Genomic DNA, 26,570 nt, shown 5'->3' with positions numbered 1-26,570 from the left:
ACGGCCCGGCCAACGGGACTTCTATCCGCTAGGAACTGGTTAATGCAACTTCTGGACCTCGTGAAGAGCGGATGGCCACCAGGTTTTGAAATTCCCATGAAACTCAATAGGTTAGGTGAATTCAGCCATGGTCAAACTGACTGCAGTCGGACACAGAGTCAGCCCCCGTTCTTGTGCCAGCCAAAAACATGAACGAATTGGGTGTGCTGCTTTTGGAGGCCAGGATCGCACCGTTTACGAGTCTTGCCACATCACTGGTTGATCTGAAGATGGCGGATGTCGAATCCCTCGCCAAGCTCCACCTCAAAGCATCGGACGGTAATCGGGCTGCCGAGCTCACGCTGCGGGAGTCAGGACTCGTGACAGAGCTGGAGCTTGAACATGCCCGTTCGCACATGCTGAGCACGCCCGAGGTTGATGCCCTCGCTTTCCAGGTTGAACCAGAAGCGCTGGATCGCCTGCCATGGTCGGTGGCGTTCAAGCATCACGTCCTGCCTTTGGGGCTGGACCATGGCGTTCTTTATGCGGCTTCCCCGACGCCCCTCAAGCGTGAACTGGAGTTACAGCTGAATGTGATCGCGGACTGCATCGTGTCGCTGGTGTGGGCTCCAAAAGCCCAGATTGATCGACGACTGGCGCTGGAAAGTCACGCTCAGGCTCCGCAAAATGGCGGGCCAGACAATGCGCGCGACACACACACGGACACGTCGGAGCACCCGCAACTGGACGTGCACGCCCTGCTGACTGAGGCGCTGATCGAAATGAAAAGCGCAGGCGACCAGGAGCAGGTCAACGCGGTGAACGAAAGCTCCAGCGTCATCAAACTGGTCAACCAGATGATCATTGACGCGTACGAGCAAAAGGCGTCAGATATTCACATCGAAACCAATGCGGGTGACGATATTTCGCGCGTCCGGTTTCGCAAAGACGGTGACCTTGAGGACTATCTGCTGCTGCCGTTTTCCCTGCGGGCCGCGGTGGTGTCGCGAATCAAGATCATGAGCCGGCTGGATATTTCCGAGCGGCGGCGGCCGCAAGACGGAAAGATCAATTTCAATGAGTTTTCCGACATCAAGCTTGAATTACGCGTGGCCATATTGCCGACGCATGACAACCTGGAAGATGTCGTCATGCGCCTGTTGGCGTCCAGCAAACCCATCCCGTTGCAGCAACTCGGGTTTTCTGTTCGCGACGACCGGATTATCAAACGCCTGAGCGAGCGTCCGTTCGGTCTGATCCTGGCCTGCGGGCCCACCGGTTCGGGAAAAACGACCACCCTGCACTCGCTTCTGGCCCATATCAATACCGACAACCGGAAAATATGGACCGCCGAGGATCCGATTGAAATCACCCAAAAAGGTCTGCGGCAGCTCCAGGTCAATCCAAAAATCGGCGTCACCTTCGCCACGGCCATGCGGGCTTTCCTTCGCGCAGATCCGGACGTGATCATGATTGGAGAAGTGCGTGACGAAGAGACGGCACGTGTGTGCATCGAAGCCTCACTCACCGGTCACCTGGTGCTGTCCACGCTGCACACCAACAGTGCGGCGGAGAGTGTGATCCGTCTACTGGACTTGGGCATGGATCCATTGAACTTCGGGGACTCCCTGATCGGTATCGTCGCCCAGCGACTGGTTCGAAGTTTGTGCAAACACTGCGCCATGTCGAAGGTGCTTTTGCGTGGCGAGTATGAATCGCTGGTGCATGAATACATCGGCGGAACGGCTTTGACACCTGAAGAAGGACATAAGCGACTGCTGGCTGCGGCCCCGTCAACATCTGGCGCCCCGTCCGCATCGCAAGTTTCCACCTGTCACGCGGTGGGTTGCGAACACTGCGGTGGCCGGGGCTATAAAGGCCGGACAGGCATCTATGAAGTCCTGGAGAACGTGGGTGACATGAAACACAAAATACAGGCGCGTGCACCGACTTCAGAGATTTTTGCCGAGGCCTCCAGGGCGGGCATGCGCACCTTGCGCCAGGATGCGCTGGAGAAAGTAGTGGCTGGCTTGATTGATTTGAAGCAGGCCAGATCCGTCTATGCCTGAGTCAGGAAACGCTGAAGCGTACCGTAGGCGCGCTCAGATCAGCAAACGATGAGCCGAGGGCAATTTCCCCGTGTCCATGCAAGACACATTCTTCCCGCCGCAGCAGCAAGTCTGAGCCGCCGCCTGAAAACCGTACCCAACAGCCATAGGAGCTGACGTCGACCAGCATGACGCTGCCATTGCGCCAGTCGATGCGCGCGTGCATGCGGGATACGCGAGGTTCACTGACCACAAACTCAGCTTGATGCGCTCGACCAATGTGAATCGGAAGTTCGAATGCTTTGAAAGTCTTGCTAGTCTCCAGACAGGTCAGCTCGACCTGCCCACCCAACACATCTGTCTGAACACCCTCCAGCGGGGAATCAAGATCTGCCTGCACGGTCAGAAAATCCGACGTGACGTCTTCTTGCCACTCAACCTGGTAAACCGTACATGGCTCGGCTCGGCCCCGAATGCTGATGGGACCCAACATACGAAAGCGCACGCCTTCTGCTTCATCGGTGCCCTTTAGCGCCGCGCTGTTGGCCCAGATCTGGTGCGGACCAGAAAGATCGCTCAGACGCGATGCGATATTGACGGCATCCCCATAGCAGTCACCATCCACAATTTCAACATCTCCGCCGGCAACGCCAATACGGATGGGCATGCGGTGGGCCAGCGGTATCTGGGTGATGCGTTGTTGGTGGGTGCGCTGCATCTCCACCACGGCATTGATGGCGGACGGATTGTCCCCAAACAAGGACAGTACCCCATCGCCGAGCATTTTGACAACGCGTCCGCCATGTGATTCAACAACCCCTGCAATCCACGTCGTTACCTGCGTCACGGCCTGCGTCGCACGGACATTGCCCAAGGCTTCAAAAGCCCCTGTGCTGCCAAACAGATCGGCAAATACGACCGTAGTGTGAACACTCATTCCCAACGGGTCCGTTTCTTGAAAATGGGCACAGTTTAGGGCATATCCCCAGCCTGTCAGCTGTGGCCCCAAAAGAGCAAGGCATCGCGCCCTTCCACCAGCAGATCGGTTTTGGCCCCCACTGGCAAGATCACTTTGGTGGCGACATGACCGTAGGGCAAGTTGGTGAGTACCGGCACTTTGATCTGCTGGCGCAGCCAGTCCACCACACTCTGCAATTTGTAACCGCGGTCGTGCGGCACTAGCTTGAACTCGGTGAACTGGCCCATGAGAATGGCTTTTTGACGCCCCAGCACACCGGCGTGCAGCAGTTGCGTGAGCATGCGTTCGATGCGATAGGGGTGCTCAGCCACATCCTCCAGAAACAGGATGCCACCTTTGATATCCGGGAAATAAGGCGTGCCCACCAGGGCGCTCAAAACCGTCAGGTTGCCACCCCACATGACTGCTTTTTTTACACTAAATTCGGTTGTAGCCCCCGTATTGATTGCGGAAGCAGCTATTGAATTTGAAGCAATCCGGGTTGTCTCACGGTTTTGCCGCCAGCCTGCGCCCTCCCCTTGTCCCTGGACGAGATCGTCAAAGCAGGCTTCCATGATGTCATCTGGCAACTGTTTCTCGCCGCTATCTTGACCATCGGCCACGTCCGCCTTGCCGCCGACGCCAAAACCTTCGCACAGCGCCGGTCCGGCCCAGGTCACGCTGCCGGTGCGGGCCAGCACAGCGTTCTGAAACGCCGTGAAATCGCTGATGCCAACAAACAGCATGCCCGCATCGATCGCTTTCGCGACTTGCTTATAGTGAATGCCGCCCAGAATACGGGTCAGGCCATAGCCGCCCCGCGAAACCAGGGCCACATCGGCACCGCTGGCGGCCGCACGATGGATAGCCGCCAGCCGGGTCTCGTCGTCGCCCGCAAAGCGCAGATGGCTGGCCAGCGCCGCCTCATCAATCTCGACCTCATGTCCCAAGGTTTTCAGACGCGCCACGCCACGACGAAAAGCGGCCTTGTCGCGCACGGCGCCGGAAGGGGAATAAATGTAAATGTGTTTTTTCACGAAGGCGTCAGACAGGTTGGGGAGATACAAAATACTCGATGGCAGTCCGGGCGATGGATTCGCCCTGGTCTTGCATGAAGGTGCCCGGCGGCGCTGTCAGGGTTTGGCCCGGCCAGCGCTTCTGCCAGAATTCGCGGGTCTGTTGTGCCACGGCGGCACCATTGGCATTCACGAATTCTGCCACCATGCGCGGGAAGGCCCGCACGGCGGCGCGGTGGCCGCGATCTGGAAAGGGTGCTTCGTACGCTGGGTCACCGGCATCCACGGCCGCATTCAGCACCAGCAGGCCACAGTAACGGCGTTCATCGGTCATGGGCAACGTCAGGCCCAGCCATTCGTCCCCATCCTGCACCACCAGGACCACGTTTGTCAGATCCAGTCGTTCCACCAACTCCTGCAGAACCTGGCGGTGCCAGCTGAGTTGGTGAAAAACGTCTTTCTTGGGTTTGTCACTCTTGCCAAAGCCGATCAGGTCAGGCGCAACCACCCTGCTCCCGGCTGCCAGCCAGGCTGGAATCATTTTTCGGAACAGGTAGCTCCAGGCCGAACTGCCATGCAGACAAAGGTAGGTCCGCGCTGCCTTGCCAGTGTTGGGCTCGGGGTCAAGATCGAGGTAATGCAGCCGCAGCCCGGCGAGTGTCGGCAAATTACTGAGGTAATGAGGGGGCCAGGGGTAATCCGGCAGCTTTCCAAACTGCGCGTCCGGCGTTCGCACGGCGTCATCGCGCACCGGGCTGGTGCTACTGCGAATCTGCTCGCGCTTTTGTTTGAAAAAGTTCTGTAAGAGAACTGAACACTCAACTGCCATCACCCCTCCCTGCACGAGCGTGTGGTGATTCAATCGGGGGTTGGAGAACAAATCCAGAACCGAGCCGGCTGCACCGGTTTTGGGGTCTGAGGCGCCAAACACCAGGCGCTTGAGGCGTGCATGCAGCATGGCGCCAACACACATGGCACAGGGCTCCAGCGTGACAAACAACTCGCAATCCGTCAGGCGGTAGTTGCCCAAGACCAGGGCCGCGGCCCGCAGAGCCACAATTTCAGCATGGGCGGTCGGATCGTGACGACCCAGGGGGGCGTTGCTGCCGACGGCAATCACCTGACCCTCGCAGACCATGACAGCGCCCACCGGCACTTCACCGGCCGCCATGGCGACATGGGCCTGCGCCAGTGCGAGCGCCATGAAATGGGCGTCATTCATGGCCGTTGGGCTTATGGCGCCGTCATGCCGTCGAAGGAACGTGACGGCGCCCGGGAATCACTCCCACTCAATGGTGGCAGGTGGCTTGCTGCTAACGTCATAGGTCACACGGTTGATACCACGAACCTCGTTGATGATGCGGCTGGAGACTTTCTTGAGCAGTGCATACGGCAACTCGGCCCAGTCGGCGGTCATGAAGTCGCTGGTCTGCACGGCGCGCAGGGCCACCACGTAATCGTAAGTGCGGCCATCGCCCATCACGCCCACGCTCTTGACCGGCAAGAACACGGTAAAGGCCTGGCTGGTCAGGTCGTACCAACTCTTGCCACTGTCCGGGTCGATGAAGTTGCGCAGCTCTTCAATGAAGATCGCATCGGCCCGGCGCAACAGGTCAGCGTATTCCTTTTTGACCTCACCCAGAATCCGCACGCCCAGGCCCGGTCCCGGGAACGGGTGGCGGTAAACCATGTGGTAGGGCAAGCCCAGCGCCACACCCAGTTCGCGCACTTCGTCCTTGAACAACTCGCGCAGCGGCTCCAGCAATTTGAGGCCCAGCAGCTCCGGCAAGCCACCCACGTTGTGGTGGCTCTTGATGACCACCGCTTTTTTGGTCTTGGCACCGCCCGACTCGATCACGTCTGGATAGATGGTGCCCTGCGCCAGCCAGGCCACATGGCGCGACTGGTCATTTTTCAGTTTGCCGGCCTCGCTTTTGAACACTTCCACGAATTCGCGGCCAATGATCTTGCGCTTGGCTTCAGGCTCACTCACGCCTTTCAGATGCCCCAGGAACTGGTCCGCGGCATCGACCCGGATCACCTTGGCGTGCAGTTTGCCGACAAACATCTCCATCACCATGTCGCCTTCGTCCTGGCGCAGCAAGCCATGGTCAACGAACACGCAAGTGAGCTGGTCGCCAATGGCGCGGTGAATCAGCGCCGCCGCCACCGATGAATCGACCCCGCCGGACAGACCCAGAATCACTTCATCCGTGCCGACCTGGGCGCGGATCTGTTCCACCGCTTCGCTGATGTAATCACCCATGATCCAGTCGGGCCGGGTGCCGCAAATATCGAGCACAAAGCGTTCCAGAATCGCCGCACCGCGCTTGGTGTGCGTCACTTCCGGGTGGAATTGCACACCGTAGAAGCGGCGCTCTTCATCGGCCATGCCGGCAATCGGGCAACTGTCGGTGCTGGCCATCAGCTTGAAGCCGTGCGGCAACTCGGTCACCTTGTCACCGTGGCTCATCCACACCTGCAACATACCGTGGCCCATGGGCGTCTTGTAGTCCTGAATGCCTTCAAGCAACTGGGTGTGTCCATGCGCCCGCACATCGGCGTGACCAAACTCGCGTTTGCTACTGGGCGCGACCAGCCCACCGAGTTGCACCGCCATGGTGAACATGCCGTAACAGATGCCCAGCACCGGAATACCCAGTTCATAGACCACCTGCGGCGCCCGCAGGTCGTGTTCTTCGTAGGTGCTGGCGTGGCTACCGGACAGGATGATGCCCTTGAGCTTGCCGTCGCGCGCATAAGCGCGCACCCAGTCGTCACTCACATCACAGGGATGAACTTCGCAAAACACATGCGCTTCGCGGATGCGACGCGCAATCAGCTGGGTGACCTGGGAGCCAAAGTCAAGGATGAGGATTTTCTGGTGCATCAGTCGGCTCGGTAGTTGGGCGCTTCTTTGGTGATTTGCACGTCGTGCACATGGCTTTCGCGAATACCGGCGGTGGTGATTTCCACAAACTCAGCCTCGTTCTGCATGGCCTCAATCGTGGCGCAACCGCAATAGCCCATGCTGGCGCGCACGCCACCGGCCATCTGGTACACGATGGACACCATGGAGCCCTTGTAGGGCACTCGCCCTTCAATACCTTCGGGCACCAGCTTGTCGGCGTTGGGGTTGCCGGTGGTGGATTCCTGAAAATAACGATCGGCACTGCCCTGCTGCATGGCGCCAATGCTGCCCATGCCACGGTAGCTCTTGTAGCTGCGACCCTGAAACAGGATGACTTCACCAGGCGCCTCTTCGGTGCCGGCAAACATGCCCCCCATCATCACGGTGCTGGCGCCAGCGGCCAATGCCTTGGAGATGTCCCCGCTGTAGCGAATGCCGCCGTCGGCAATCAAGGGGATGCCGCTGCCTTTGAGCGCCGTGGCCACACTGTCAATGGCCATGATCTGGGGTACGCCCACGCCGGCCACGATGCGCGTTGTGCAGATGGAGCCAGGGCCGATACCAACCTTGACCGCATCGGCACCTGCTTCGGCCAGGGCTAGCGCTGCGGCGCCGGTGGCAATGTTGCCACCGATCACGTCAACCTGCGGATAATTTCGTTTGACCCAGCGCACGCGCTCAATGACGCCCTTGCTATGGCCGTGGGCGGTGTCCACCACGATGGCGTCGACACCGGCACGCACCAGCGCTTCAACCCGCTCTTCCGTGCCCTCGCCCACGCCGACGGCAGCACCGACGCGCAGTTTGCCTTGGGCGTCACGCGCCGCGTTGGGGAAGCTGGTCTGCTTGGTAATGTCCTTGACGGTGATCAAACCCTTGAGCTCAAACGCGTCGTTGACTACCAGCAGGCGCTCGATCTTGTACTGGTTCAACAAGACTTTGGCTTGGGCCAGCGTGGTGCCGTCCGGCACGGTGACCAGCTTGTCACGCTGCGTCATGATGTGGCTCACCGGCAGGTCGTAACGGGTCTCGAAGCGCAGATCGCGTCCGGTGACTATGCCGACCACTTTGCCGCCATCGCATACCGGAAAGCCCGACACGCCGAGTTGCGCTGACAAGTCCATGACCTGGCGCACGGTGTGATGGGGCGTGATCACGACTGGGTCACGCAACACCCCAGATTCATAGCGTTTGACCTTGGCGACCTGCGCGGCCTGCTCCTGGGCCGACATGTTTTTGTGGACGATGCCGATGCCGCCTTCTTGCGCGATGGCAATCGCCAGCCGGGCTTCGGTGACGGTGTCCATGGCGGCAGACACCAGGGGCAAATTCAGTGCAATGTTGCGGGAGAAACGGGTGGCGAGGGATGTGTCCTTTGGCAGGACTTGGGAGAACGCGGGCACCAACAAGACGTCGTCGAAGGTGAGCGCTTTGCCGATTAGGCGCATGTCTAAGCTCCAAATGGCGGATTGTACCCGCGCCACGGACACGTCGACCGTGTGGGAATGGCCTTGAGGTGCGGCCCCATGGAGGTGCGCAATTGAGTAATCAGTCTGGCGCGGGCTAAACTCCAGCCATGAATCGAATCCGCAATTTTTTGATGGGAGCCGCCTGCCTGATCTCGATGGCGGCGTCCGCCCAGTGGCAATGGACTGACAAGGATGGACGCAAGGTCTTCAGCGACCGTGCGCCACCCGCCGACATTCTGGAAAAAAATATTCTGAAACGACCCGGCGGGCGAGGCGCAACGGCCCGTCCGACGGAGGCGTCCGCTGTGGCTGGCGTCGCGATGGCGGCTTCGGCACCTCAGGGAGCAGCCAGTGCCCCCAAATTGAGCGGCGTTGACAAAGACTTGACCGAAAAGAAAAAGAAAACCGAAGAAGCCGAAGCGCTCAAGCGCAAGGCCGAAGAAGAACGGGTCGCAAAAGCAAAAGTCGAGAATTGCACGCGCGCCAAACAGGCCAAAGCCGGCTTTGACTCCGGCGTGCGGATTGCCCGGACCAATGACAAGGGCGAACGCGAAGTGATGGATGAGGTGGCCCGTACCACCGAGGTGAAACGTATCCAGTCCATCATCGACGCCGACTGCAAATAAGCGCTTAGTAGCCGGCCTTGGCGCCTGCCCTTTTCTTGACAAAAAGCCCGGCCGTCCGCGCTCCCTGCTTGGCAAAACGCTCCCGGCGTGCCACTTTGGGGTCCACGGTGAGCGGGCGATAAATCTCCACGCGGTCATTTTCCCGCAGCGTCTGATCCAGGCTCGCCCTGCGGCCCCACACGCCAAGTATTGTCGCGGGCTGATCAATCGCTGGGAACAGAGTCAAAAGGCCGCTGGCCTGCAGGGCGTCCAGCACCGTGCTGTTGGGCGCCAGGTTCAAGACCACCTCCCGCACATCCCGGGCAACCGGCGAATAAACCACCGTCACCTGAATACGCATGTCATTCGCCATAGACCTGAACCGCTCGCTTGACGAAGGCGTCAACCAGGCTGCCGGCAATTTTGTCAAACACCGGTCCGACGAGCTTGCCCAGCGTGGCGTTGTCAAAGCCGTAGTGCAGCGTCAGCTCCACTTTGCAGGCGCGCTGCGTTCCATCCCCCAGCGGCACGAAGTTCCACTCGCCATCCAGCCGTGAAAAAGGACCGTTCACCAATTTCATGGCCACGGTGCGACCCGGCGTGTGTTCGTTGCGGGTGGTGAAGGTCTGGCGGATGCCGCTGAAAGAAATACCGACTTCCGCCGTCATGCCACCCGCGTCCGAGCTAACCACGCGGGCGCGATCGCACCAGGGCAGAAATTTGGGGTATTGGTCGACTTCGGTCACAAGAACATACATTTCTTGCGGGCTGTACCAGAGCAGGACGGACTTCGCGATGGTTTTCATAGAATGGGGGTCTGCGCGGGATTGTAGACAAGCCTTGTACGCACCCCTGACAACCCCCACATTTACCTTATGGCCAAGAAACCCGAAACCGCTACCCGCATCGCCGACAACAAAAAGGCCGCCTACAACTATTTTTTTGAAGAACGCCTGGAGGCCGGTCTGGTGCTGGAAGGTTGGGAGGTCAAGTCGCTGCGCGAAGGCAAGGTGCAGCTGACCGACGGCTATATCGTCGTGCGCAATGGCGAGCTGTTCATCATCGGTCTGCAGATTCATCCCCTGAACACCGCCTCCACCCACATCAGTCCCGACAAGGTGCGCACGCGCAAACTCTTGCTGCACAAGGAAGAGATCAAACGTCTGACGGGCAAAGTGCTGCAAAAGGGTTACACGCTGGTGCCGATCAATTTGCACTGGAAAGCTGGCAAGATCAAATGCGAGATTGCCCTGGCCAAAGGCAAGGCTGAGCATGACAAGCGCGACACCATCAAGGACCGCGAGGGCAAACGCGAAGTCGAGCGAGCGATGAAGGTGCACCGCCGGTAATTTTTTGCCCAGCGGGGAATAAACGGGGTGCTGCCCGTGTTTATGTGGGTGCAAATACTTGTTTGCCTTCATTAACTCAGGAGTCCATCATGAAACTTGTCTCGCGTGCACCCTTGGCCCTCTCCCTGACGCTTGTCCTTTTGGGCGCTTGCGCATCCATGTATGCGGCCCCGGCCACGGTCGCCGACGGCGTGCTGGTGGGCCCCAACAAGATGACGCTGTATACATTTGACCGAGACGTTGCCGGCAGCGGAAAATCGGTCTGCAATGGTCCCTGCGCGACCAACTGGCCGCCCTTGATGGCTGCCGCGTCTGACAAAGCGTCAGGCGACTACAGCATTGTCACGCGCGACGATGGCACGAAGCAATGGGCCATGAAGGGCAAGCCCCTGTATTACTGGTCCAAGGACAGCAAGCCCGGCGACAAGACCGGTGATGGCGTGAATCAGGTGTGGCAGCTTGCCAAGCCCGCGCCCCGGATGAGCGGCTATTGACCTGATTGCATCTTTGTGAATCGCCAGCCCATCGTCGACCAAATTCCAGCGCTGCGCCGCTATGCGCGGGCGCTGACGGGCGACACATGGGCCGCTGACGACCTGGTGCAGGACACGCTGGAGCGCGCTTGTAGCAAGTGGCGTTTGTGGGCCGCCGGCTCCGATCTGCGGGCCTGGCTGTTCACCGTGATGCACAACCTGTTTGCCAACCAGATGCGCCGCGCTACACGACAGGCATCGGGCGGCACGGTGGACATCGACGAGGTAGCGCACGAGTTGGTCGCACCCGATACCCATCCTGGCCAGGCCATGGATTTGCAGCGTTGCCTGCTGCGTTTGCCACCCGACCAGCGCGCTGTCTTGCTGCTGGTCAGCGTGGAGGACATGAGCTATGCCGATGTCGCCAAAATCACCGGCGTTCCCATTGGCACCGTGATGTCGCGTCTCTCGCGGGGGCGCAGCCGCCTGCAGGCACTGCTGGATGCCCCGGCCAAAGCTGCCGGTCAGCCGCCTGTCGCCTGCACCCCGGTCAGCAATTTGCATCGCCTGAAATGAGCCCCCGGAATACAACCATGGACAGCAACACTTCCCAGCCGCTCACCGAAGACCAGATCCACGCGTTGGTGGATGGTCAACTTGCAGCCGGCGAATTGGCCGCCCTGCAGGCGCGTCTGGCGCAGGACCCTGACGCCCAGGCAAGCGTGCTGAAGTGGCAGCAACAGCGTGACGCCCTGCGCGGTTTGCACCAGCATGTGCTGGACGAGCCGGTACCGTCCGTGCTGAGGTCCGCAGCGAGTCAAACGGCCGCCTCGCAGCAGGAGCTCAATCAATGGTGGCGCTGGGGCGGCATGGCCGCCGGGGTGATGCTGGCATTTGGCGTGGGCTGGTTCTCGCACACAGCCTGGCAAGGCGATTCGCCATTCCGGTCGCCCGCAGCAGGGCTGGCAAAAGCCCGGGCCGAGCGGGATTTTGTCCGTCAGGCAAGCTTTGCCCATGTGGTGTATTCCCCCGAGACTCGTCATCCGGTGGAGGTCACGGCCGCCGAGCAGGAGCACTTGGTGCAATGGTTGTCCAAGCGCGTCGGCAAGCCGCTCAAGGTCCCCAATCTGGCTTCTCAGGGCTATGAGCTGATGGGTGGACGCCTGTTGCCGGGCGAAGCCGGTGCGCGGGCGCAATTCATGTTCCAAAACACGGCAGGCACCCGCATCACGCTGTATCTCGGGGCTCTGGACACCGTGCCAGGTGGAGCGAACAGCCGTGAGACCGGTTTCCACTTTTCCACTGACGGGCCGATCCCCAGCTTTTACTGGATCGACCAGGGCTTTGGCTATGCGCTGGCAGGTCCGGTACCGCGCGACGCGCTCATGAAACTGGCCGAAGCGGTTTACCGCCAGCTTTGATCAGCCCGGCAAACTTCAGTTCAGTTCAGGTCGCGCAGCGGATGCGTCTGCGGTGTCCAGGGGCTGCTGAAGAAGGGCTCCACCATGTCCGGGGTGACCTCTTCAATGCGGGCCGGGTTCCAGCGCGGGCTGCTGTCCTTGTCCACGGCCAAGGCGCGAATGCCTTCCACCGTCTCGCCCTGGCTGACGCTGCGGCCCAGATGCCGGGGATGAAAGCAGTGGTAAACCATGTCGCGCTCCATGCGCAGATCGTCGGCCAGCGACAGGCTGCGCGCCCGGCGAATCTGGGCCAGCGCCACATGCAGCATCAAGGGCGAGCGTTTGCGCAAGGTGGCGGCAGTTTGCTGCGCCCACGTATCCCCATCGGCCTCCAGTGCCTGCACGATGTCGGACACGGTGTTCATTGAAAAATAATGATCAATTTGGCCTCTAGCCCCCGTTGAATAAGCGGAAGTAGCTACTGAATAAATAGCATTCCAGCGATTGATGGCATCGGGTTGATCAAGGTCCAGGCTGGCCAAAGCATCCCATGCCGAGGCCAATCGGGCCGCGTCAAAACACGTATCGGCCAAGCCAAACGCCATGGCCTGCCCTGCCCCGAGCGATTCGCCGGTCAGCGCCAACCACTCGCCGATGCGCCCCGGGCAACGACTCAGGAAATAGCCACCGCCCACATCGGGAAACAGGCCGATGTGCGTCTCGGGCATGGCCATCCGGGTTGCCTCGGTGGCGATGCGCAGGGTGGTTCTGCCCTGCCCGGTCGCGGCGGCGTGCTGCCGTCCGTGCCCACTCAAACCCATGCCGCCGCCCATGACGATGCCGGCCAGAAAGGCGATGTAGGGCTTGGGGAAGTTGTGAATCAGGTGATTGAGGGCATATTCTTCGGTGAAAAAATCGTCCAGCTCAGGGTTGCCCGCCAGCGCCGCCTGATGGAAAAAGCGGATGTCACCCCCGGCGCAAAAGGCGCCGAAAGGTCCGCTCTTGTTGCTGCCACGTATTGCCACGGCCCTGACCCGATCGTCCTGGCGCCAGGCCAGCAGGCAGGCGGTGAGCGCGCGAATCATCGGCAACGACAGGGCGTTGAGCGCTTTCGGCCGGTTCAGCGTGACAAGGCCAACGTGCCCGCGAATCTCGGTCAAGACTTCTTCGGCATCATCCCCGGTGCTTGTGCTTTGTGTTGTCACGGTCTGCTTCTCCAGCCAATAAATTCATTGAGGACCAGTGCGCCAATCACCACCGCGCCACCGATGAGAACCGACGCGGCCGGAACTTCATTCGCGCCGACCCAGGCCAGCAGAATGCCAAAAATCACTTCCAGCAAAGCCAGCAGGGAGATTTCCGGCGCCTTGAGAACGCGTGCGCACATCACCGACAGCACACAGGGGATGGCCAGTTGCCCCAATCCCAAAAAAGCCAGCAGGTAGAGATCGTGGGCGGTCGCCTGAAAGGGAAAGGCCAAGGGAAATGTCAGGGCCAAGGAAATAAGCGCACCCACCAGAACCGCCGGAATCAAATCCACCTCGTGGCCTTGGGCGTGGGAATGCTGCGTCAAGGTCCAGTTCACAGCGCCCGCCAGGGGCACGCACAGCGTGACCAGGGTGCCGGCGAGCGAGGCATCCGCCAGCTGCGCGCCATACATGTAAACAATGCCGCCACCGGCCGCCACAATGGCCACCCAGGTGCGTGCGGGAATGCGGTGGCCGATGAATAGCCGTGCGATCAGGGCGGTGAGCAAGGGTCCGATGGCCATGGTGACCAGCACGTTGGCCACGCTGGTCAGGGTGAGCGCCACCATGAAGGCGGTAAACATCACGCTCCAGCAGACCCCGGAAACCCAGAACGCGGCCGTGCCCTGGCGGATTTTCCGAAACACCTGACGGCCCTGGAAAAACGGCAAGATCACCAGCAGCGACAAGGCGGTAAACGCGGAGCGCCAGAAGGTGATTTCAAAGCTGCGCGCCGACTCCAGATGCCGGGTGACAACACCTGCCGTTGACCACATCAGGGCCACGGCAACCATCAGAAAGACCGCTCGGTTGTGGGTTAGCTTCATATAAAAAGATTCTCGGCACACAACAAAAAAAATCCCGGATCAAGTCCGGGATTCGCCAAACTTCGCGGCCTGAGCGACCGCGTTGAAGGTTTTAGCGGCCAGCGCGCTTGCGCTCGCTCTCGGTCAGGTAGCGCTTGCGCAGACGGATCGACTTGGGCGTGATTTCGACCAACTCGTCGTCCTCAATGAACTCCACTGCGTATTCCAGTGTCGCATCAATCGGCGGCGTGATCTTGATGGCATCTTCCTTGCCCGAAACGCGGAAGTTGGTCAGCTGCTTGGTGCGCGTGGCGTTGACCACCAGATCGTTGTCACGGCTGTGGATACCGACAATCATGCCTTCGTACACGGGGTCATTGGGCTTGACAAACATGCGGCCACGTTCGTCCAGCTTGCCCAGCGCGTAGGTGAAGATTTCACCCGCATCCATGGAAATCAGCACGCCATTCTTGCGGCCGCCGATGTCGCCCTTGTGCGGCTCATAGCTGTCGAAGATGTTGGCGATCAGGCCGGAACCACGGGTCAAGTTCAGGAATTCGTTGGTGAAGCCGATCAGGCCACGTGCCGGAATGCGGTACTCCAGGCGCACGCGGCCACGGCCGTCCGATTCCATATTGACCAGGTCGCCCTTGCGCTCGCCCAAAGCCTGCATCACGCCGCCTTGGTGGATCTCTTCGATGTCGGCGGTCACCATTTCGATCGGCTCGTGCTTTTCGCCGTTCACGTCTTTCATCACGACGCGCGGCTTGGACACAGCCATCTCGAAACCTTCGCGCCGCATGTTTTCCAGCAGAATGGTCAAGTGCAGTTCGCCGCGACCCATGACTTCAAAGATACCTTCCTCGTCGGTTTCCTTGACGCGCAAAGCCACGTTGTGTTGCAGTTCTTTTTGCAGACGATCCCAGATCTGGCGGCTGGTGACGTACTTGCCTTCACGGCCGGCCAGCGGGCTGGTGTTGACGCAGAAGTTCATGGTCAGGGTGGGCTCATCGACCTTGAGCATGGGCAGCGGCGTCGGATTCACGGGATCGGTGATGGTCACGCCAATCCCGATTTCATTGATCCCGTTGATCAGCACGATTTCGCCGGGACCGGCTTCCGTGGCCTGCACGCGTTCCAGGCCCTGGAACGTCAAGACCTGGTTGATGCGACCCTTGATCGCCTTGCCGTCCGGGCCCTCCATCACCACCACGTCCATCATGGGCTTGATCGTGCCCTGGCTGATGCGGCCGACACCGATCCGGCCCACAAAGGTCGAAAAGTCGAGCGCGGAAATCTGCAGTTGCAGCGGTGCTGCCGGATCGCCTTGCTGGTGAGGCACGTGGTTCAGGATGGTGTTGAACAGGGCCGACATGTCGGGACCCCACTGCTCACCTTGTGCGCCCTCTTCCATCGACGACCAGCCGTTGATGCCCGAGGCGTAGACCACGGGGAAATCCAGCTGTTCATCCGTGGCGCCAAGCTTGTCGAACAAATCAAACGCGGCGTTGACCACCCAGTCAGGGCGCGCACCGGGCTTGTCCACCTTGTTCACCACCAGAATGGGCTTCAGGCCCAAGGCGAGCGCCTTCTTGGTCACGAAGCGGGTCTGGGGCATGGGGCCTTCCTGCGCATCGATCAGCAGCACCACACCGTCAACCATGGAGAGTGCGCGTTCCACTTCGCCGCCGAAGTCGGCGTGTCCAGGGGTGTCAACGATATTGATGTGCGTGCCTTCCCAGGTCACGGCGCAGTTCTTGGCCAGAATCGTGATGCCACGCTCTTTTTCGATCGCGTTGTTGTCCATCACGGTGTCGACAACTTTCTCGTGCTCGGCAAAGGTGCCGGACTGGCGCAGTAATTGGTCGACCATGGTGGTCTTGCCATGATCGACGTGGGCGATGATGGCGATGTTACGAATTTGCTTAATGCTCATGATTCACTTTCTCTTAAATCTCGTCAAAGTCTGTTTTCTGGGTGGCTGAAGGCGGGGCTGCGTGCAACACGCTGGACTCCGATCCGCAATCTCCCAATATTTGCTCAATCTCAAGCGGACTCAAGAGCCGCCCCGGTATCAACTCACCGGCCACCACATGGGCTGTGCCCAAGAGGGCACGAGGTTTTTCGCCATAGACGGCTACTTGCCCGTTATCAGGCCAACTTCCCCGGCGGCGCACGCCACTCAGGAAACGCCCTGCATTCTCGCTGTCCAGCATGACAACCGTGTGCTCGCGCAGCAGCGAGTCCACCGGCATCAGGCAGGCCAATCTTTCGACCTCCGTCATGGCCTCCAGGGCTTCCAGCGTCACACACTGCGCGACATGAAAGCCCCCGGTCTCCACCCGGCGCAGCGCGCTCAGGTGGGCGCCGCAGCCCAAGGCTTCACCAATATCCTCCCCGAGCGTACGGATGTACGTGCCTTTGCTGCACTTAACTATCATTTTAATAGCTGGTTGCGCAATATCCACGGGGACTAGAGCCAGTTTTAGCTCATAAATTGTCACTTCGCGGGCTTCCCGCTCCACCTCAATGCCGGCACGCGCATATTCGTACAGGGCTTTGCCATCCTTCTTCAATGCACTGTGCATCGGCGGGATTTGCCGGATCAACCCGCTGAAGCGGGCCACCACGTTGCCGAGGTCTGCCTCGGTTACATTGACGGGCCGCTCTTCAATCACCTCGCCCTCGGCGTCCCCGGTACTGGTTTTCTGACCCAGTCGCGCCACCGCTTCATACGTTTTGTCCGCATCCAGCTGGAGCTGACTGAACTTCGTTGCCGCACCAAAACACAGGGGCAACACGCCGGTGGCCAGCGGGTCCAGCGTTCCGGTGTGGCCCGCCTTCTCGGCGCGCAACAGCCATTTGACTTTCTGCAAAGCATCATTGCTGGACCAGCCCAAAGGCTTGTCCAGCAGCAGCACCCCATGCACGGGGCGCCTGGCAACCCGTGCACGCGGCGCATTCATCGGCTCAGTCCTCTTTGGCCCGCGAGGCCACGGCCCGCGCAATCAAGGCATTCATGTCGGCGGCGCGCTCGGTGGTCTGGTCAAACAGGAAATGCAGCGTCGGGACGGTGTGAATATGCAGACGCTTGAACAGGCCGGCCCGCAAAAAGCCGGCCGCCTGGTTCAAACCTTCGGTACAGGCTTTTGGGTCTCCCGCCAGCAGGCTGAAGAACACCTTGGCGTGCGCGTAGTCAGGCGTGACCTCCACGGCCTGAATCGTCACCATGCCCACCCGCGGATCCTTGAGTTCGCGCGCAATCAGCTCGGTCAGATCACGCTGGATCTGATCGGCTACCTTGAAAGCGCGGTTAGGGGTTTTTGACTTGAGTCGCACGATTTATCTCTGATCCATCGAAGGGGAATTAAAGCGTACGGGCAATTTCGCGAATTTCAAAGAATTCCAGCACGTCACCCTCTTGGATGTCGTTGTAGTTCTTGATATTCAAGCCGCACTCGAAGCTTTCCTTGACTTCCTTGGCATCGTCCTTGAAACGCTTGAGCGATTCGAGTTCACCGGTGAAGATGACCACGTTGTCGCGCAGCAGACGCAGACGGGCAGTCCGCTTGACGATACCGGCGGTGACCATACAACCGGCAATCGAGCCGATCTTGGACACCTTGAACACCTGGCGGATCTCGGCGGTACCGATGACTTCTTCCTTCTTGTCCGGCGTCAGCATGCCCGACATGGCGAGCTTGAGCTCATCCACGGCGTCATAGATGATGTCGTAGTAGCGGATGTCCACGCCGTTGTTCTCGGCCAGCTTGCGCGCACCGGCGTCGGCACGGGTGTTGAAACCGATGATGACGGCCTTGGAGGCAATCGCCAGATTCACGTCCGATTCGCTGATCGCGCCCACGGCGGTGTAAACCAGCTGCACCTTGACCTCGTCGGTCGACAGCTTGAGCAGCGACTGCGCCAGCGCTTCCTGCGAACCCTGCACGTCGGCCTTGATGATGATAGGTACCATCTTGACCGCGCCTGCCGCCATGTCGGTGAACATGTTCTCCAGCTTGGAAGCTTGCTGCTTGGCCAGCTTGGTGTGGCGGAACTTGCCGGCACGGTAGGTGGCAATTTCACGAGCCCGGCGCTCGTCCGACATCACCATGAACTCGTCACCGGCTTGCGGTACTTCCGTCAGACCCTGAATTTCGACCGGAATCGAAGGACCTGCGGTTTTGATGGTCTTGCCGTTTTCATCCAGCATGGCGCGCACACGGCCATAGGTGGAACCTGCCAGCACGATATCGCCAGTCTTGAGGGTACCGGACTGAACCAGAATGGTGGCCACGGGGCCGCGACCCTTGTCAAGACGCGCCTCGATCACCAGACCCTTGGCCATGGCATCAATCGGTGCACGCAGTTCCAGCACTTCGGCTTGCAGCAGCACTTGTTCCAGCAAGGCGTCAATGCCCTGACCGGTCTTGGCCGATACCGTGACGAAAGGTGAATCACCACCGAACTCTTCGGGCACCACTTCTTCCACCACCAGCTCGTTTTTCACGCGCTCTGGATTGGCATCCGGCTTGTCGATTTTGTTGATCGCCACCACGATAGGAACACCAGCCGCCTTGGCGTGCTTGATGGCCTCTCTCGTTTGCGGCATCACGCCGTCATCCGCCGCGACCACCAGAATCACGATGTCGGTGGCCTTGGCGCCGCGGGCACGCATGGCCGTAAAGGCTTCGTGACCCGGGGTATCGAGGAAGGAAATCATGCCGCGTGGCGTTTCCACATGGTAGGCCCCAATGTGCTGGGTAATGCCACCGGCTTCGGCCGACGCCACTTTGGCGGTACGGATGTAATCCAGCAAGGAAGTCTTGCCGTGATCGACGTGGCCCATGACCGTCACCACCGGTGCGCGTGGCAACGATTCGGACTGCTGCTGTGACACTTCGTCATCGGTAAAGGCTTCCGGATCGTCCAGCGCTGCCACGATGGCTTTGTGGCCCATTTCTTCCACCAGAATCATGGCGGTGTCCTGGTCCAGCGGCTGGTTGATGGTGACCATCTGGCCGAGCTTCATCAGGTGTTTGATCACCTCCGAAGCCTTAACGGCCATCTTGTGCGCCAACTCGGCCACGGTAATGGTTTCAGGCACATGCACTTCAATGATGCGTGCCTCGACCGGTGCTGCCTGCACCCGGTTGTCATCACGGTCTCTATCGTTGCTGCCGCGTCGGCCACCGCGTGCCGGGGCACGCCAGTTGCCGGTACGGCCGGGAGCACCGGTGGCGCCACGGGTTGGAATGGCCTTCTTCTTGGCCGGATCGCCCGCCCAACTGCTGGAGAGTTTGGCTGACTTGACTTCTTTTCCTGCACCTGCGGGCGCGGCGGCTGTGCCGGGTGCGCCGGCAACGCCGGGCTTGGCCGGTTTTGCGGCGACCGTGCCAGCGGCCGGCTTGTGCAGCGTGCCCTTCATGCCCGCCTTGGCAGCGGCTTCGGCCTTGATTTCTTCCGGCTTTTTGACGACCGGTGCTTTCTTGGCAGGGGACGACATCATCAAGCGAATGGCAGCGGCTTCCGCCTCGGCCTTGCGCCTGCGGTCACCCAGATCAGCCGCACGTGCGACGTCTTCGGCGGCCCGCGCCTTTGAATCGGCTGCTGCCTTTTCACGCTCTACCAATTGGGCCTTGGCCACGCCTTCCGCTTTTTCCGCGGCTTCCTGAGCTTTGACTGCTGCGCTATCTATAGCGTCTTGCGCTTGTATAACGGGCGCTACTGGCTTGCTTTTCTCTTCGGCCGCTTGGGCTGCTGCGATTTCAGCGGCCTTGGCGGCGGCCTTTTCAGTCGCTTCACGCGTGCGGGCTTCCTGCTCTTCACGCACACGCCGACGCTCGGTCAGTTCTTCTTCCTGGCGACGAATCAATTCAGCTTGACGGCGAGCCTCTTCTTCGCGGCGCGCCAGTTCGGCGTTATCGATCAGCGGCGCGGTCTCTTGTTCCTGCTCTGGCTCAGGCGCCTCGACAGCCACCTCGATGCCGTCTTCACGACGCACAAACGTACGCTTCTTGCGCACTTCCACCTGAATGGTGCGCGCCCTGCCGGTGGAGTCGGCCTGCTTGATTTCGCTGGTCGATTTCTTGACCAGGGTAATTTTCTTGCGCTCAGCGCTGGCAGTGCCATGGCTGGCCTGCAAATAGCTCAGCAAATGCTGCTTGTCAGCATCTGTCAGCTTGTCAGAAGCGGTCGATTTGGCCACTCCTGCCGATTTCAGCTGATCAAGCAATGTATCGGTTGATTTTTTGAGTTCTGTTGCAAACTCGGCGACGGTCGTACTGGACATTTGTTGTGTAACCTTTCATGACCATTACTCTTGAGAAGCGGCGTCATTGGTAAACCAATGTTCGCGCGCCTTCATGATCAAGGTCTTGGCCTCGTCCGCAGACTGGCCGGTGATTTCAGTGAGTTCGTCAACGGCCAAATCGGCCAGGTCGTCAAGCGTGTGAACGCCGCCATCTGCCAGTTTGCCGATCAGTTCGGGTGAGAGGCCTTCAAGGTCTTGCAAATCCTGCGAAACCTCTTCAACACTCTCTTCGTGCGCAATTTCCATGGTCAACAACGCGTCTTTGGCGCGGGTGCGCAGTTCGTTGGCCGTGTCTTCGTCGAAGCTCTCGATCTCGAGCATTTCTTCCAGCGGCACATAGGCCACCTGCTCCAGACTGGTAAAGCCTTCTGCAATCAGCAGATCGGCGATTTCCTCGTCCACATCCAGCTTTTCCATGAACAGCTTGCGGCCAGAATCTGTCTCGCTGGCCTGCTTCTGTGCCGACTCAGCAGCATCCAGGATGTTGATCTTCCAGCCGGTCAGCTCCGACGCCAGGCGTACGTTCTGACCGCCGCGACCGATCGCGATGGCCAGGTTTTCCTCGTCCACCACCACGTCCATGGCGTGACGCTCTTCGTCCACCACAATGGAAGTCACGTTGGCCGGGGCCAGGGCACCAATCACAAACTGGGCGGGGTCTTCGCTCCACAGCACAATGTCCACGCGTTCACCGGCCAGCTCGTTGGTGACGCCATTGACACGCGTGCCACGCACACCAACACAGGTGCCGATGGGGTCCACCCGTTTGTCATGCGACAACACGGCAATCTTGGCGCGGGAGCCGACATCACGGGCGCAGGATTTGATCTCCAGCAGGCCCTGCTCAATCTCGGGCACTTCCTGACGGAAAAGCTCAATCATGAATTCAGGCGCCGAACGCGACAGAATAATCGGCGCGCCGCGCAGGGTCAAGTCCACTTCCATGATCATGGCGCGAACGCGGTCACCCATGCGGAGATTTTCCTTCGGGATCATCTCGCTGCGGCGCAGACGGCCTTCGACACGGCCGCTTTCGACAATCAGGTCACCCTTGTCCATGCGCTTGACGGTGCCGACGAAAATCTTGTCACCGCGCGACATGAAGTCGTTGAGCAACATCTCACGTTCGGCATCGCGAATTTTTTGCAAAATGACCTGCTTGGCTGCCATGGCGCCAATACGGCCAATCGGCACGGATTCCACCGTTTCCTCGATGTACTCGTCCACCTCAATATCGGGGATCTGCTCTTTGGCTTCGAACAACAGGATTTCCTGGTCCGGCAATTGCAGGCCAGCCTCGTCCGGAACCACATGCCAGCGACGAAACGTTTCGTAGGTACCGCTGTCGCGATCAACGGCGACGCGGATATCCACATCGCCCTGGGAAAGCTTCTTCGTCGCTTGTGCCAGCGCTGCCTCGACAGCGCCAAACACCACATCACGCTCCACGTTCTTTTCGCGTGAGATGGCTTCTACCAGCATTAACATTTCGCGATTCATGCCATAACTCTCCTGTTTCAATTCAATCCAAATTTGTTTCTGAGTCGGGCTTGGTGCCACGACCTTTGAAGCTGACGATGGGTGCCAGTCGCGCCTCGCGCAGCTCATCCAACGCAAACCCCAGAGCCTGTACCGGCGCCGGTAGCCGCTTCTTGCTTATTTTTTGACCCGGCTTGCCCACCGGCGCATCGCTCCAGACGATTTGCCAGCCCAACGCCCCACCCTCAACTTGGGTACGCTCCAGCGTGCCGCGAAACTTTTTCCGCGTGGCACTGACTTGACCTGCCGCCGCCGCACCAATGGGCGCCTTCAGCGTGACATCAATCTCGCGCCCTACAAAACGTTCAAAATCTTTTTCATGGCGCAAGGGGCGATCAATACCCGGCGAGGACACCTCAAGCCGCTTGTACTCAACACCATCCACCTCCAGCGCAAACAGCAACTGGCGGGTGACCTTCTCGCAGTCTTCAACCGTCACGAATTGCTCGGCACCGGCACCTTCGGCCTGCGGCGTCCAAGGTAGGTCAATCGTGATGCGCAGCAACCCAGCGGCAGAACGCTCGGTTTCCACCAGGTCGTAGCCCAGACCGGCCACGGTTTGCTCAACAATTTCTTTCAGTGCCACGTGTGTTCAGATGCAATTCAAAAAACGTTCAAAAACAATCGACCAAAAAAAACGGGCGGTAGATACCCGCCCGTTTGGTCGTGAGCTTTGGATTGTATCCCAAAACTGGCTTAAGTGCCTTGATTCCTAAGGATTTATCCAGCGGCCGCCAGCAGCGTTCGGGTGTATTTGTGCTTGGGCGCAGCCAGAAGCTCCGCGGCTTGCCCGGTCTCCACAAAATGACCGTCTTTCATGACCACGATGTGATGGGCCATGGCCCGAATAACGTCCACATCGTGGGTGATGAGCAGATAACTCAAGCCACGTTCCCGCTGCAGGCGCTGCAGCAGCTGTAGCACCTGCTTCTGGATCGTGACATCCAGCGCACTGGTCGGCTCGTCCAGTACCAGTATCCGGGGCTGGACGATGAGCGCCCGGGCAATGGCCAGACGCTGGCGCTGTCCGCCCGAAAATTCATGGGGGTAACGCTGGATCAGGCTCGAAAACCGGGCCTCATCCAGGCCAACACCCATGCCGACGTCAAGCAGCGCCTGCAACACCCGCGCGCGGCGCTGCGCCTGCGACAGACCTGGTTCATGCACCAGCAATCCCTCGCCCACAATTTCCTCCACGGTCAGACGCGGCGACAGGGACGAAAATGGATCTTGAAACACGACCTGGACCACGCGCCGCATGGATTTGTTATGCGCCGCGCTGAGACCCCAAGCCTGTCCTGTGACCTGCATTTCACCTGTAAAAGGCAACAACCCTAAGGCGGCCAGCGCCAGCGTGGATTTGCCCGACCCTGATTCGCCCATCACGCCCAGGGTCTGCCCTGCCTGGAGCTGGAAGTCAGCACCCTGCACCGCGACGAACTCCCCGTGGCTGAACCAGCCCTTGAAACCCGGCCGAGGCGTGGGATAGGCCACCCGCAGTGCGCGCGCCTGCATGACGGGTTGCGCGCCAGCATCAAGCTCGCCCTCTGCCACATCGCGCACCGGCTTGCTGTCAATCAGGCGGCGCGTGTAACTGTGTTGCGGATGGGCAAAAACCTCGGCCACCGCACCCTGCTCCACGATATGGCCGTTTTCCATCACGATGACGCGATCGGCAAAGCGTCGCACCAGGTTCAAGTCATGGGTGATCATAAGCACGGCCATGCCATTTTTTTTCTGAAAACTGGCCAGCAAGTCCAGTATTTGCCCACGCAGGGTCACATCCAGCGCGGTCGTGGGCTCGTCCGCCAGCAGTAATTTGGGCTGGCAGGCCAAGGCCATGGCAATCATGGCGCGCTGACGCTGGCCACCGCTGAGTTGATGCGGATACGCTTTGACACGCCGCTCAGGCTCGGTGATACCGGTTTCCGCTATTAATCTAATAGCCTCTTGCGCACAGTGCGAGCGGGCCAGGCCCTGTTTCAGCTCTAAAACTTCGGCAATTTGATCGCCCACCGTGAACAGCGGGTTGAGTGCCGTCATGGGTTCCTGGAAGATCATGGCAATGTCTTGCCCGCGCAGGCCGCGCAACTCGCGCTCTGGAATCGACAGGAGGTCACGCCCCATGAACACGGCCCGGCCGCTGAGGGTAGCGTTCTGCACCAGGCGCAAGAGGCTCAGCGCGGTCACCGTCTTTCCAGAGCCCGACTCGCCCACCAACGCCAGTTTTTCACCGGGTGCGATGGAGAAATTGATGCCATGCACCACGTCCCTGCCGGCAAACGAGATACGCAAGTCCGCGACGATAAGCAATGGATCAGACGACGACGGGCCGCCCCCAAGTGTTTGGCCTACATTGGGGAGCCGCACGCCACGCATGGGGGCCGTCATTGTTCTGCCTTCCGCGGATCCAGCGCGTCGCGCAGGGCGTCGCCCATGAAGGTCAACAACAGCAAGGTAAGCACCAGTACGCCAAACGTGGAAAGCGATATCCACCAGGCGTCAATATTGTTTTTACCCTGGGACAGCAGTTCCCCAAGAGACGGCGTACCGGGCGGAACCCCCAAACCCAGAAAATCCAGCGAGGTCAGCGCCAGAATGGCCCCGCTCATGCGAAAGGGCAAAAACGTGACCACCGGAGTCAGGCTGTTGGGCAGCAAGTGGCGCACGATGATCTGCCAGTTGCTCACCCCCAGCGCCCGCGCCGCACGCACGAAATCGAGTTGCCGGTTGCGCAGGAATTCAGCGCGTACATAGTCCGATAAACCCATCCAGCCAAACAGGCTCAACAAGATCAACAACAGGGCCAGGCTGGGCGCGAACACCGCGCTGAAGATGATGAGCAGGTAAAGCTCGGGCATGGAACTCCAGATTTCGATGAAGCGCTGAAAGGCCAGGTCCGTCTTGCCACCGAAAAAACCCTGCACCGCCCCTGTCATCACGCCAAGCAGCACGCCGGTGGCGGTGAGCGCCAACGCAAACAGCACACTAATGCGAAAACCGTAAATAAGTTGCGCCAACAAGTCGCGGCCGCGGTCATCCGTGCCAAACCAGTTGTCGCGGCTGGGGCCCGACGGATTCGGCTCCTTGGCAAAATAGTTCAGGGTTTTCGGGCCGTAGGGGTTGGGGGCAAACAGCGCCCAGTTGTCGTCCCTGGACAGGCGCTCGCGGATGTAGGGGTCCAGATAATCGGCTGCGGTGTCGAAGTCACCCCCAAAAGTCTTTTCCGAATAGTCCTTGAGCATCGGGAAGTAAGTCGTGCCCTGGTAGCGCACCAGCAGCGGACGGTCGTTCGAGATGAGTTCCGCAAACAGGCTCAGCACAACCAGCGTGCAAAAGGCCAGCAGGCTCCAATAACCCAACCGGTTGCGCTTGAAGCGCATCCAAGCCCGGCGGCCGGGCGATGGAGACGCCCCTTCGGGGGGCTTAATCAAACTTGACACGCGGATCCACCCAGACATAGGACAAGTCGGAAATCAGCTTGGTGACCAGGCCGATCAGCGTAAAGAAATACAAGGTGCCCAGCACCACCGGGTAATCACGCCGGATCACGCTCTCGTAGCTCAGCAGTCCAAGCCCGTCGAGCGAAAACAGCGTCTCGATCAACAGCGAGCCGGTAAAAAATGCACCAATAAACGCGGCCGGAAAACCCGTGATGATCGGAATCAGCGCATTGCGAAACACATGCTTCCACAGCACCTGGCGCTCATCCAGCCCTTTGGCCCGCGCCGTCACCACGTATTGTTTGCGAATCTCTTCCAGAAATGCGTTCTTGGTCAGCATGGCGGTCACGGCAAAACTGCCCAGCACCATGGCCGTCACCGGCATGGCGATGTGCCAGAGGTAATCCACGATGCGGGCGCCCCAGCTCAACTCGTCCCAATTGCTGGAGGTCAAACCCCGCAAGGGGAACCACTGCAACTGCCCGCCAAAGATGACCAGCAAGGCAACGCCCAGCACGAAGCCGGGAATGGCATAGCCCACCAGCACCAGCAAGGTCGTGACGAAGTCAAAGCGCGACCCGGCCCGCACCGCCTTGGCCACGCCCAGCGGCACGGCAATCAGGTAACTGATGAAAAACGTCCACAGTCCCAGGCTGATGGAGACCGGCAACTTCTCCCACAGCAGCTGTGAAACATCCTTGTTTTGGAAAAAGCTTTTGCCCAGGTCAAAGCGGGCGAACTGCCCGAGCATTTGAAAGAAACGCTCGTGGGCCGGTTTGTCAAAACCATACAAGGCCTTGATCTGCTCCAGTCGTTTCGGGTCCACGCCTTGTGCGCCCCGGTAGCTCAGGCCACCGCCCTCGGCGCTCCTGCCGGCACCGGCCTTGGCCTCGGCCAGGTACTGCTCCACCGGGCCACCGGGCACGAACTGGACCACGACAAAGGTGAGCAGCAACACGCCCAGCAACGTGGGCACCATCAGCAACAGTCGTTTGAGGATATAGCTCAGCATGA

General features: G+C 59.8%; 24 protein-coding genes. 6 read left to right on the top strand and 18 right to left on the bottom strand.

The features are described from left to right. Positions 1-188: 188 nt before the first annotated feature. Positions 189-2,048, top strand: coding sequence for a GspE/PulE family protein (locus C5P05_RS13620; protein WP_114970383.1), 1,860 nt, complete (start codon positions 189-191; stop codon positions 2,046-2,048). Between the two features lies 1 nt (position 2,049). Here C5P05_RS13620 and C5P05_RS13615 read toward each other — a convergent pair whose 3' ends face one another. The 5 genes from C5P05_RS13615 to guaB are packed head-to-tail and all read right to left on the bottom strand — an operon-like array spanning position 2,050 to position 8,360. Beyond that, positions 2,050-2,964 carry an FHA domain-containing protein gene (locus tag C5P05_RS13615; protein ID WP_114970382.1) on the bottom strand — a complete coding sequence of 305 codons (915 nt, stop codon included), beginning with the start codon at positions 2,962-2,964 and terminating at the stop codon, positions 2,050-2,052. Positions 2,965-3,020: 56 nt separating this feature from the next. Then, complete coding sequence (locus C5P05_RS13610; protein WP_114970423.1) at positions 3,021-4,022, bottom strand: LD-carboxypeptidase; 1,002 nt, start codon at positions 4,020-4,022, stop codon at positions 3,021-3,023. A 7-nt stretch (positions 4,023-4,029) separates the two neighbouring features. Continuing rightward, positions 4,030-5,223, bottom strand: a complete 1,194-nt coding sequence (tadA, locus tag C5P05_RS13605) for a tRNA adenosine(34) deaminase TadA (protein WP_114970381.1) — start codon at positions 5,221-5,223, stop codon at positions 4,030-4,032. Positions 5,224-5,280: 57 nt separating this feature from the next. Next, the gene (gene guaA / locus C5P05_RS13600) at positions 5,281-6,894 is read right to left on the bottom strand and encodes a glutamine-hydrolyzing GMP synthase (protein WP_114970380.1); all 1,614 of its coding nucleotides are present in this window, start codon (positions 6,892-6,894) and stop codon (positions 5,281-5,283) included. Further along, entirely contained in the window at positions 6,891-8,360 is a 1,470-nt protein-coding gene (gene guaB, locus C5P05_RS13595) for an IMP dehydrogenase (RefSeq protein WP_114970379.1), read from the bottom strand. Before guaB ends, guaA begins: the two co-directional genes overlap by 4 nt. A gap of 128 nt (positions 8,361-8,488) precedes the next feature. Here guaB and C5P05_RS13590 point away from each other — a divergent pair, with 128 nt between their 5' ends. Continuing rightward, positions 8,489-9,007, top strand: coding sequence for a DUF4124 domain-containing protein (locus C5P05_RS13590; protein WP_114970378.1), 519 nt, complete (start codon positions 8,489-8,491; stop codon positions 9,005-9,007). Positions 9,008-9,011: 4 nt separating this feature from the next. Here the strand turns inward: C5P05_RS13590 and C5P05_RS13585 are convergent, their stop codons facing one another. Both C5P05_RS13585 and C5P05_RS13580 read right to left on the bottom strand, forming a co-directional pair. Next, complete coding sequence (locus C5P05_RS13585) at positions 9,012-9,347, bottom strand: RnfH family protein (RefSeq protein WP_232834481.1); 336 nt, start codon at positions 9,345-9,347, stop codon at positions 9,012-9,014. Position 9,348: 1 nt separating this feature from the next. Further along, a complete protein-coding gene (locus tag C5P05_RS13580; protein ID WP_114970376.1) occupies positions 9,349-9,792 on the bottom strand; it encodes a type II toxin-antitoxin system RatA family toxin in 444 nt (147 codons plus the stop codon). Positions 9,793-9,861: 69 nt separating this feature from the next. Here C5P05_RS13580 and smpB point away from each other — a divergent pair, with 69 nt between their 5' ends. The 4 genes from smpB to C5P05_RS13560 all read left to right on the top strand — a co-directional run bounded on the left by smpB (position 9,862) and on the right by C5P05_RS13560 (position 12,229). Next, positions 9,862-10,335, top strand: coding sequence for an SsrA-binding protein SmpB (smpB, locus tag C5P05_RS13575; protein ID WP_114970375.1), 474 nt, complete (start codon positions 9,862-9,864; stop codon positions 10,333-10,335). Between the two features lie 89 nt (positions 10,336-10,424). Continuing rightward, entirely contained in the window at positions 10,425-10,829 is a 405-nt protein-coding gene (locus C5P05_RS13570; protein ID WP_114970374.1) for a hypothetical protein, read from the top strand. Positions 10,830-10,844: 15 nt separating this feature from the next. Continuing rightward, on the top strand, positions 10,845-11,384 hold the full coding sequence (locus C5P05_RS13565) for an RNA polymerase sigma factor (RefSeq protein WP_114970373.1): 540 nt from the start codon (positions 10,845-10,847) through the stop codon (positions 11,382-11,384). Positions 11,385-11,401: 17 nt separating this feature from the next. Continuing rightward, positions 11,402-12,229, top strand: coding sequence for an anti-sigma factor family protein (locus C5P05_RS13560; protein WP_114970372.1), 828 nt, complete (start codon positions 11,402-11,404; stop codon positions 12,227-12,229). A gap of 20 nt (positions 12,230-12,249) precedes the next feature. Here C5P05_RS13560 and C5P05_RS13555 read toward each other — a convergent pair whose 3' ends face one another. The 11 genes from C5P05_RS13555 to C5P05_RS13505 all read right to left on the bottom strand — a co-directional run bounded on the left by C5P05_RS13555 (position 12,250) and on the right by C5P05_RS13505 (position 26,568). Continuing rightward, on the bottom strand, positions 12,250-13,413 hold the full coding sequence (locus tag C5P05_RS13555) for an enoyl-CoA hydratase/isomerase family protein (RefSeq protein ID WP_114970371.1): 1,164 nt from the start codon (positions 13,411-13,413) through the stop codon (positions 12,250-12,252). Next, entirely contained in the window at positions 13,410-14,282 is an 873-nt protein-coding gene (locus C5P05_RS13550; RefSeq protein ID WP_114970370.1) for a DMT family transporter, read from the bottom strand. The genes C5P05_RS13555 and C5P05_RS13550 overlap by 4 nt, the downstream gene beginning before the upstream one ends. A 91-nt stretch (positions 14,283-14,373) precedes the next feature. After that, positions 14,374-16,197 carry a translational GTPase TypA gene (gene typA / locus C5P05_RS13545; RefSeq protein WP_114970369.1) on the bottom strand — a complete coding sequence of 608 codons (1,824 nt, stop codon included), beginning with the start codon at positions 16,195-16,197 and terminating at the stop codon, positions 14,374-14,376. Between the two features lie 13 nt (positions 16,198-16,210). Then, positions 16,211-17,227 carry a tRNA pseudouridine(55) synthase TruB gene (gene truB / locus C5P05_RS13540; RefSeq protein ID WP_114970368.1) on the bottom strand — a complete coding sequence of 339 codons (1,017 nt, stop codon included), beginning with the start codon at positions 17,225-17,227 and terminating at the stop codon, positions 16,211-16,213. Positions 17,228-17,231: 4 nt separating this feature from the next. Next, positions 17,232-17,600, bottom strand: a complete 369-nt coding sequence (gene rbfA, locus C5P05_RS13535; protein WP_420130750.1) for a 30S ribosome-binding factor RbfA — start codon at positions 17,598-17,600, stop codon at positions 17,232-17,234. Positions 17,601-17,628: 28 nt separating this feature from the next. Then, positions 17,629-20,553: a translation initiation factor IF-2 gene (gene infB, locus C5P05_RS13530; protein ID WP_114970366.1), complete on the bottom strand. Its 2,925-nt coding sequence runs from the start codon at positions 20,551-20,553 to the stop codon at positions 17,629-17,631. Between the two features lie 24 nt (positions 20,554-20,577). Then, positions 20,578-22,074, bottom strand: coding sequence for a transcription termination factor NusA (nusA, locus tag C5P05_RS13525; protein WP_114970365.1), 1,497 nt, complete (start codon positions 22,072-22,074; stop codon positions 20,578-20,580). 22 nt (positions 22,075-22,096) lie between these two features. Continuing rightward, a complete protein-coding gene (rimP, locus tag C5P05_RS13520) occupies positions 22,097-22,699 on the bottom strand; it encodes a ribosome maturation factor RimP (RefSeq protein WP_114970364.1) in 603 nt (200 codons plus the stop codon). Positions 22,700-22,833: 134 nt separating this feature from the next. Beyond that, positions 22,834-24,504: an ABC transporter ATP-binding protein gene (locus tag C5P05_RS13515; protein WP_232834480.1), complete on the bottom strand. Its 1,671-nt coding sequence runs from the start codon at positions 24,502-24,504 to the stop codon at positions 22,834-22,836. Continuing rightward, a complete protein-coding gene (locus tag C5P05_RS13510; RefSeq protein WP_114970363.1) occupies positions 24,501-25,574 on the bottom strand; it encodes an ABC transporter permease in 1,074 nt (357 codons plus the stop codon). The genes C5P05_RS13515 and C5P05_RS13510 overlap by 4 nt, the downstream gene beginning before the upstream one ends. Further along, positions 25,540-26,568, bottom strand: a complete 1,029-nt coding sequence (locus tag C5P05_RS13505; protein WP_114970362.1) for a microcin C ABC transporter permease YejB — start codon at positions 26,566-26,568, stop codon at positions 25,540-25,542. Before C5P05_RS13505 ends, C5P05_RS13510 begins: the two co-directional genes overlap by 35 nt. Positions 26,569-26,570: the final 2 nt, after the last annotated feature.

The organism is Rhodoferax ferrireducens (assembly GCF_003347515.1).
Lineage (GTDB): Bacteria > Pseudomonadota > Gammaproteobacteria > Burkholderiales > Burkholderiaceae_C > Rhodoferax.
Note: the sequence above shows the minus strand (reverse complement) of the source record. Positions and strands in the feature narration are given on the sequence as shown.

Excerpts from the sequence above, each read along its gene's own strand:
- C5P05_RS13620 (WP_114970383.1), top strand. The coding sequence starts at position 189 with ATGAACGAATTGGGTGTGCTGCTTTTGGAGGCCAGGATCGCACCGTTT.
- infB (WP_114970366.1), bottom strand. The coding sequence starts at position 20,553 with ATGTCCAGTACGACCGTCGCCGAGTTTGCAACAGAACTCAAAAAATCA.
- tadA (WP_114970381.1), bottom strand. The coding sequence starts at position 5,223 with ATGAATGACGCCCATTTCATGGCGCTCGCACTGGCGCAGGCCCATGTC.
- nusA (WP_114970365.1), bottom strand. The coding sequence starts at position 22,074 with ATGAATCGCGAAATGTTAATGCTGGTAGAAGCCATCTCACGCGAAAAG.
- C5P05_RS13550 (WP_114970370.1), bottom strand. The coding sequence starts at position 14,282 with ATGAAGCTAACCCACAACCGAGCGGTCTTTCTGATGGTTGCCGTGGCC.
- truB (WP_114970368.1), bottom strand. The coding sequence starts at position 17,227 with ATGAATGCGCCGCGTGCACGGGTTGCCAGGCGCCCCGTGCATGGGGTG.
- smpB (WP_114970375.1), top strand. The coding sequence starts at position 9,862 with ATGGCCAAGAAACCCGAAACCGCTACCCGCATCGCCGACAACAAAAAG.
- C5P05_RS13505 (WP_114970362.1), bottom strand. The coding sequence starts at position 26,568 with ATGCTGAGCTATATCCTCAAACGACTGTTGCTGATGGTGCCCACGTTG.
- C5P05_RS13585 (WP_232834481.1), bottom strand. The coding sequence starts at position 9,347 with ATGCGTATTCAGGTGACGGTGGTTTATTCGCCGGTTGCCCGGGATGTG.
- guaB (WP_114970379.1), bottom strand. The coding sequence starts at position 8,360 with ATGCGCCTAATCGGCAAAGCGCTCACCTTCGACGACGTCTTGTTGGTG.
- C5P05_RS13570 (WP_114970374.1), top strand. The coding sequence starts at position 10,425 with ATGAAACTTGTCTCGCGTGCACCCTTGGCCCTCTCCCTGACGCTTGTC.
- C5P05_RS13580 (WP_114970376.1), bottom strand. The coding sequence starts at position 9,792 with ATGAAAACCATCGCGAAGTCCGTCCTGCTCTGGTACAGCCCGCAAGAA.
- C5P05_RS13510 (WP_114970363.1), bottom strand. The coding sequence starts at position 25,574 with ATGTCTGGGTGGATCCGCGTGTCAAGTTTGATTAAGCCCCCCGAAGGG.
- C5P05_RS13515 (WP_232834480.1), bottom strand. The coding sequence starts at position 24,504 with ATGACGGCCCCCATGCGTGGCGTGCGGCTCCCCAATGTAGGCCAAACA.
- C5P05_RS13560 (WP_114970372.1), top strand. The coding sequence starts at position 11,402 with ATGGACAGCAACACTTCCCAGCCGCTCACCGAAGACCAGATCCACGCG.
- C5P05_RS13590 (WP_114970378.1), top strand. The coding sequence starts at position 8,489 with ATGAATCGAATCCGCAATTTTTTGATGGGAGCCGCCTGCCTGATCTCG.
- C5P05_RS13615 (WP_114970382.1), bottom strand. The coding sequence starts at position 2,964 with ATGAGTGTTCACACTACGGTCGTATTTGCCGATCTGTTTGGCAGCACA.
- typA (WP_114970369.1), bottom strand. The coding sequence starts at position 16,197 with ATGAGCATTAAGCAAATTCGTAACATCGCCATCATCGCCCACGTCGAT.